4 protein-coding genes are annotated in these 4273 nt (G+C 67.1%); all 4 read right to left on the bottom strand.

The features are described from left to right. A partial coding sequence (locus tag JHC36_RS02700) for a tetratricopeptide repeat protein (protein ID WP_353846113.1) occupies window positions 1-735 on the bottom strand: 735 nt, incomplete at its 3' end. Window positions 736-955: 220 nt separating this feature from the next. Then, window positions 956-1162: a hypothetical protein gene (locus JHC36_RS02695; protein WP_287915532.1), complete on the bottom strand. Its 207-nt coding sequence runs from the start codon at window positions 1160-1162 to the stop codon at window positions 956-958. A 5-nt stretch (window positions 1163-1167) separates the two neighbouring features. Beyond that, entirely contained in the window at window positions 1168-1941 is a 774-nt protein-coding gene (gene istB, locus JHC36_RS02690) for an IS21-like element helper ATPase IstB (RefSeq protein ID WP_287915529.1), read from the bottom strand. Next, window positions 1916-3439, bottom strand: coding sequence for an IS21 family transposase (gene istA, locus JHC36_RS02685; protein WP_287915527.1), 1524 nt, complete (start codon window positions 3437-3439; stop codon window positions 1916-1918). The genes istB and istA overlap by 26 nt, the downstream gene beginning before the upstream one ends. Between the last annotated feature and the right edge of the window lie 834 nt (window positions 3440-4273).

Below are 4273 nucleotides of genomic sequence, written 5' to 3'. Positions count from 1 at the left end.
CTCGCTCGCGAGCGCGAGCGCCTGCCGGTACGCGTCTCCGGCCTGCTCCGCGTCGCTCTGATCGATCTCGGCGGGCGCGTGGGCGTAGATGTCGCCGAGCAGCTTCAGACCCCAAGCTTCCCAGCCCCGCTCCTGGTAGGCGTGCGCCAGCGCCACCGCCTGCTCCCGCGCCTCGGCGATCCGTCCGGGAATGAGATAGGCCTCGGCCAGGAACGTGATGGACAACGAACGGAAGGTCAGGATCCGCATCGCCGTGAACGCTTCGACCGCCTCCTCCAGCAACCGCACCGAGTCGGTCGCGCGGCCAGACCAGAGATAGGCGGAGCCCAGGGACGCCGCGGCATACGGCAACATGAGGCGAATCCCCGTCGTCCGGCAGAGCGCAAGAGCCGGCTCCAGCACGCGGGCTGCCGCCGCAAAGTTCCCGTGGCGCAGATGAGCGTACCCGAGGCCATAGAGGGCTAAGACCTCGCTGAACGGATGGCCCGCGGCCTGGGCGATCCGGAGGCCCTCTTCCCCTGCGGCGATGGCCTCGGTGAACTCTCCGAGTTCGGCCAGGGCCGCCGCCAGGTGAAAGCGGGCGATCACCGCCGGCAGCCCCGCCAGCCCGAAGCGCTCGCCGAGCGGTGCGCCCTTGACGAGGGCGATCACTGTGCGAAAGGCGTCGGCCGCCCGGTGCGGGTCGCCAGCGTACCAGAGCGCCCAGCCGAGATAATAGTTCGCGAGGACGCGCAGCCCGAGGTCGCCGACCGCTTCGGCGATGGCGCACGCGCTGTCCGCTGCGTCGATTCCCCGAGCGTGCTCGCCAAGGAGGGTGTAGAGGTTCGCCTGGTGTTGGCGAGGTTACAAAAGCGCGTCATTTTGATGGTAGCGCGCGAATTTGATGTGGCGGCCGGCGAGTGTACCGACCGTAGGAGAGGGTCGCGTGGCACGTGGTGATCGGCGCGAAGCGTGATCAGAAAGGCGGATCGGTTGGCGCGCGCGCGGGATCGAGATCGCGCTGGGAGATGTCGTTTGCGTTGTAGTAGCGATGCAGCTGTGCGCCGTAATGGCGCTCGAGTGCTTCGGTCAATTCGTGAAGGAACTCCACGAGCTTGGCGGCGGCCTCATCGGACAGATCGATAGGCAGACACACCAGCGGCAAGTCGTTGGGTTGCAGCATGGTATTCAGCGCGACTTTCGCGCGCTCGGGGTGCGAGATTTGGCTTTGCGCTCGACGCGCTCCTTAGCCTCCTTCAGGCGATAGCTCTCCCCTTCGAGCGCGACGATCTCGGCGCGGTGCACGAGCCGGTCGATGAGGGTGACGACACAGGCGGCGTTGGGGAACACCTGGTTCCATTCGCCGAAGACTTTGTTGGTGGTGAGCAAGATGGGGCGGGTCTGGTAGCGGCGGGTCACCACCTCGAAGAGCAGATCGGCATAACGCGCGTCGTAGGACAGATAGCCGACCTCGTCGATGGCGAGGAGGGTGGGCGTGGTATAGCGGCGCAGCCGGCGTGCGAGCGCGATGGAGGAGTCCTGCGCGGCCAAGTCGTGGAGCATGTCGGAGGCGAGCGTGAAGCGCGCGCTATGGCCGTGCAGGAGCGCCTGGTGGGCGAGGTTTTTGAGCAGCATGGTTTTGCCCAGGCCGTTGGAGCCGATGAGCACCACGTTGGCGGCCTCCTCGATGAAGGCGAGCGAGAACAGTTCCTCGATCAGGGGGCGGTCGCACTTCTTGGGCCACGCCCAGTCGAAGTCGGCAATGGGCTTGAAGGCGCCCAGGCGGGCGTCATCGAGGCGGCGTTTGAGGGAGCGGCGCGCGCGCTCGGCGTCTTCGATGTCGAGTACGCGCTCGAACCACGGCTCGTGCATCAGCGTTTGGGCTTGCGCCAGCAGGCCGTAGAGGCCGAGCCGGCGCAGGCGCTGGCGCACCGCCTCAAGGTTGAGGCTCGTCGTCGTCATGGGCGCGTTCATCGGGACTCTCCGGGGTAAGGTGTTCGTAATCGCTTAACGCCTGCGGGCGCACGTTGAGGGCGTGCAAGCGCGGGTCGGCGGGCAGGACCACCGCGATGGGCGGAACTTGGCCGCGGGCGTGGGCGTGGCGATCGATGAAGTGGCGCACCGCGCCCAGGTGGGCGGCGTCTTCGGCCAGGGCGGCGGCGATCGCCGCCTCCAGCGCGTGCGCTCCGTGGGTGTCGAGCAGCGCGAGCAAGCCGCGGGTGAGCACGCCCAGGTGCGCGCCGCGCTCGGCGGCGCGCAGGAACAGCGGCTTCACACTGGGTGCGGCGTGCTGCAGGCGGTCTTGCGCACGGTGAGCACGGGCGGCGCGCTTGTGGGTGACGAGAGCTTCGACATGGGCCGGGTCTTCGATTTGCGCATCGCGCTCGAAACTGCGCGAATGCGTGGCGATCACGTCACTGCCCTCGAGGATGCGCACGGTGTCGAGCGTGGCGAGCACGCTGAGCATGCGGCTCACGTGGGTGTGGGGTACCGTGTAGTCGTTCAAGTCGAAACGCACGTAGGGGGTTTTTCCCACGCTCACCTCGATGCGCTCCTCGGCCGGGAACGGGTTTTCGGGTAACGCGAGCAGTCGCGGCTGCTCCTCGGCGAAGACCGTGCGCACGCTGCGGGTGCGGTCCTCCGGGCACAAGCGCTCGGCAGCGGCACCCTGACACCAGGCGTCTGCCTGGGCATTCAGATCATCGAGATCGCGGAAGGGGCGCGCGGCAAAGAACGCGTCGCGTACAAAGCGGATCGCGCGTTCGACTCGCCCCTTCTCATTTCCGCGCGCCACCGCCACCGGACGGGGCTCGAAGCGGTAGTGGGCGGCCAACTCCAGCAGTGTGGGATGGAAGCGGATCGCATCGCCCGAACGCTCGAGCACGGCGCTCTTAAGATTATCGTAGAGCAGGACCCGGGGTACCGAATTGAACGACCCGAACGCCTCCACATGGCCGCGGATGAAGTAATTCATCGCGGCCCCCGGATAGAAGCGCAGGAATATCTGGCGCGAGTAGGAGAGCACCATCACGAAGGCCATCAGCGGGCGCACGGCGCGCCCCACGGTGAGTTTGCCGAAGTGCGCCCAGTCCACTTGCGCTTGTTCGCCCGGCAGCGTGCGCAGCCGCAGGTACGCTTGTGCCGCGGGCCGCGGGCGCAACTGTGCGACGAGGGCGCGCAAGTGATCAGGGCCGCCCGGGTAGCCGCGCTCACGCACCATCGTGTAGACCCGCGAGGCGCGCAGCGTGGGGTACTTCGTCAATGTCTCGACGATGAACGCCCGGTAGGGCGCGATGATCGAGGGACGCAGGGTCGTTTGCGCCGCCGGCGCGCCGGCTTGGGCGAGCACGCGGCGCACGGTGCTGTGATGCACCCTCAATTGGGCAGCAATCGTGCCTACCGGCCAGTGCTCGGTTTGATGCAGGCGCAGAATTTCGGTCTCGAGCGCACGCGGAATCATCACGCCTGCCCGTGTTCACGGTCCGCCTCGCAGCGGACCGAAGCGCGCGAAAGCCGGCAGTGCACGCCAACAGAAACTGCAGCCCTGCGCAGAGGGCCCCATGCGCTGCGGCGGTGGGGGTGGTTGAATCGATGCGATGTCGACATGGAGGCCCTCAGTCATGGTCTGGATCGGAATGGCCGCCACTATGACCGCGTCGGCGCTGGAGAGGGAACCCTGATGCGTCACTTTCTGCGCTTGGCGCGAGCGCCAGGCGCGTTGCCGGGCGGCGTGCCCACACGCTCCGCGGTAGCTCAACTGGTAGCGCTCACCGGCGCGCAACAACGACTCACGCCGGCGGATCTTCGCGCACGCCCCCGCGCAGTACCGGTTGCCGCGGTCGCACTCGCAGCAGATGCGCACCTGCCGCGCGCAGCGCCCGCAACTGTAGAGCCGATACGGCTTCTGTCTTGCCCCCATGCTCCCCCGCGCGCAGCGCTGGACAACGCCGCGCATCGCAGGCATAAAGGCAAAGCGACCGCGCCTTTACGCGCGCGAGCATGTGGAAGGCCCGGGGTTCTTTCGAGGAATGTGCCCGGGCCTTCGCTTGTCCGGCGTCCGGGAACAGGATAGCGCGAGTGGCGCCGCCTCAAACTCCGCGGGGCATGCCCATCGCTTACATGATGAACGCCGACTCGGTATACAACGGCGCTTGATTCAATCGGACCACCACGCTCGACACACCTGCATCGAACTCGAAGACTCTTGTCCGTACCGATAGCACGGTGAACGATCTTGGGGGCACCCCGCGCTAATCCTCAGAATCCGGCGGATTTATGTCGCCGCTAACACTTG

The sequence above is a fragment of the Tibeticola sp. genome, assembly GCF_022759015.1.
GTDB classification, from domain to species: Bacteria; Pseudomonadota; Gammaproteobacteria; order Burkholderiales; family Burkholderiaceae_C; genus Tibeticola; species Tibeticola sediminis.
This window is presented reverse-complemented; position numbering and strand designations above follow the sequence as displayed.

Coding starts and splice junctions, on each gene's coding strand:
- JHC36_RS02695 (WP_287915532.1), bottom strand. CDS start 1,162: ATGCTGCAACCCAACGACTTGCCGCTGGTGTGTCTGCCTATCGATCTG.
- istB (WP_287915529.1), bottom strand. CDS start 1,941: ATGACGACGACGAGCCTCAACCTTGAGGCGGTGCGCCAGCGCCTGCGC.
- istA (WP_287915527.1), bottom strand. CDS start 3,439: ATGATTCCGCGTGCGCTCGAGACCGAAATTCTGCGCCTGCATCAAACC.